Here is a 1,463-nt window from a genome sequence, read left to right as displayed (position 1 = left end):
AGGTCGCCTCCGTCACCCCAATGACCCGGGCACCCTCGGCCACCGTCTTGCCCTGCGCCACTAACACCTCGACCTGGCGCAGTTTGGCCACGATCTCCTCCGGCTTGTGCTGCTTCCTCCCCATCTCAACCTCCTCCCCTCCGCGTCCCGCCAATCTCACATCAGCGGCGGTCCACTTTTAAGGGGGCAGGTCAACTACCTGCCAGGCGAGCTGGAGGCGAAGATCGAGGCTTTCGCCAAGCACTACAATCATCGCCGCGCTCACGAGAGCCTCGGCAATCTCACGCCCACCGACGTCTACTTCGGCCGCGGGCAAGCCATCCTGTCTGAACGTGCGCGCATCAAGCGGCAGACCATCCAGCAACGCCGCTTGCTGCACCAGAGCAAGGCCGCCTAACCTCGCAAATTAGATGAGCCAGGCCCTCCGTTAAACCCGGGCCCCAACTGTCCCAAAGCACCTGACGACGGACACCGAGCTTATCCAGGCCGCCAATCTGTCCGGCGGATGGGGACCACCTCAGGGTGGCGCTCGATGCGCCGGCGCTCGGCCCAGCGATAGGCTTTGTCGTGGTGGTCCACATGCACCAGCAGCAGGCTGGACGGCGTGCGGTGGACGATCAGGCGGATGCCGGCGTTCACTCGTACCGACCAGAAATTCTTATCTTGCGCCCTATCCAGCTTGTGGAAGGACAAGCCCGGCGAGGACGGGTCCATCTGCAGGTCAAAGGCGGTGGTCTTCACCGCCTTCTGCTCTTGCGCCGTCAAGCGGGCCAGGCTGGCGGTGAAGGTGTCCGCGATCCGGAATTCCATGGTTAGCGCCGCTTCGCGTATTGCTGCCGTAGTTCCTCACGAGCTTCCTCGATCCGCTTTATGGCATCGAGGAACTCTCTCTGGCGGCGGGAGGCACGACCGCGTGCCGCGTTGTCGGCACAGGAGGTCTCGACCAGGAAGCGCATACCCATCTGAGCCGCGTGAATGACCGCCCCGTCGAGGGAGTCTCCCCGCTCATCCACGGCCAAATCCTCCACTGCCTTGGAGATCAGCTCATAGGCGCTAACGGATTGGGATTTCGCTAGGTGTGTAGTCCCGGGGAGTAGTGGTGCATCTTTGACCCGCGAGGGGGAGGATGTCCTGTGGCAGGCGGTCTTCACGGTTCAGCCCGAACGGCGCCGCGTGTTCGAGCCGAGCTCAAAGCGTCGCAAGAGGGCACCCGGACCCTTGCCGCCCGCTTTGGGCTGAACCCCAAGACGGTCGCCAAATGGCGCGGCCGGACTGGCACCGCCGATGCCCCGATGGGTCCCGCCCGGCCCCGCAGCACCGTTCTGGCCGAGGCTGAGGAAGCCCTCGTCGTCGAGTTCCGACGTCGTACCCTCCTGCCGCTGGACGATGTCCTGGGCTGCCTGCGGGAGACCATTCCGGCCCTGTCCCGCAGTGCTCTCCACCGCTGCCTCGCCCGCCACGGC

4 pseudogenes are annotated in these 1,463 nt (G+C 64.9%); 2 read left to right on the top strand and 2 right to left on the bottom strand.

Annotated elements, in window-relative coordinates:
* Positions 1–124 (bottom strand): annotated as a pseudogene (locus tag QMO56_RS26745) (IS3 family transposase); the annotation flags it as partial.
* Positions 125–196: 72 nt separating this feature from the next.
* On the opposite strand from QMO56_RS26745, the pseudogene QMO56_RS26740 reads away from it, so the two are divergent.
* A pseudogene (locus QMO56_RS26740) lies at positions 197–397 on the top strand (integrase core domain-containing protein); the annotation flags it as partial.
* 122 nt (positions 398–519) lie between these two features.
* Here the strand turns inward: QMO56_RS26740 and QMO56_RS26735 are convergent.
* Positions 520–810: pseudogene (locus QMO56_RS26735) on the bottom strand (type II toxin-antitoxin system RelE family toxin); the annotation flags it as partial.
* A gap of 323 nt (positions 811–1,133) precedes the next feature.
* Between QMO56_RS26735 and QMO56_RS26730 the strand changes: the two are divergent.
* A pseudogene (locus tag QMO56_RS26730) lies at positions 1,134–1,463 on the top strand (IS481 family transposase); the annotation flags it as partial.

The organism is Roseomonas sp. E05 (assembly GCF_030063475.1).
GTDB lineage: Bacteria > Pseudomonadota > Alphaproteobacteria > Acetobacterales > Acetobacteraceae > Pseudoroseomonas.
Note: the sequence above shows the minus strand (reverse complement) of the source record. Positions and strands in the feature narration are given on the sequence as shown.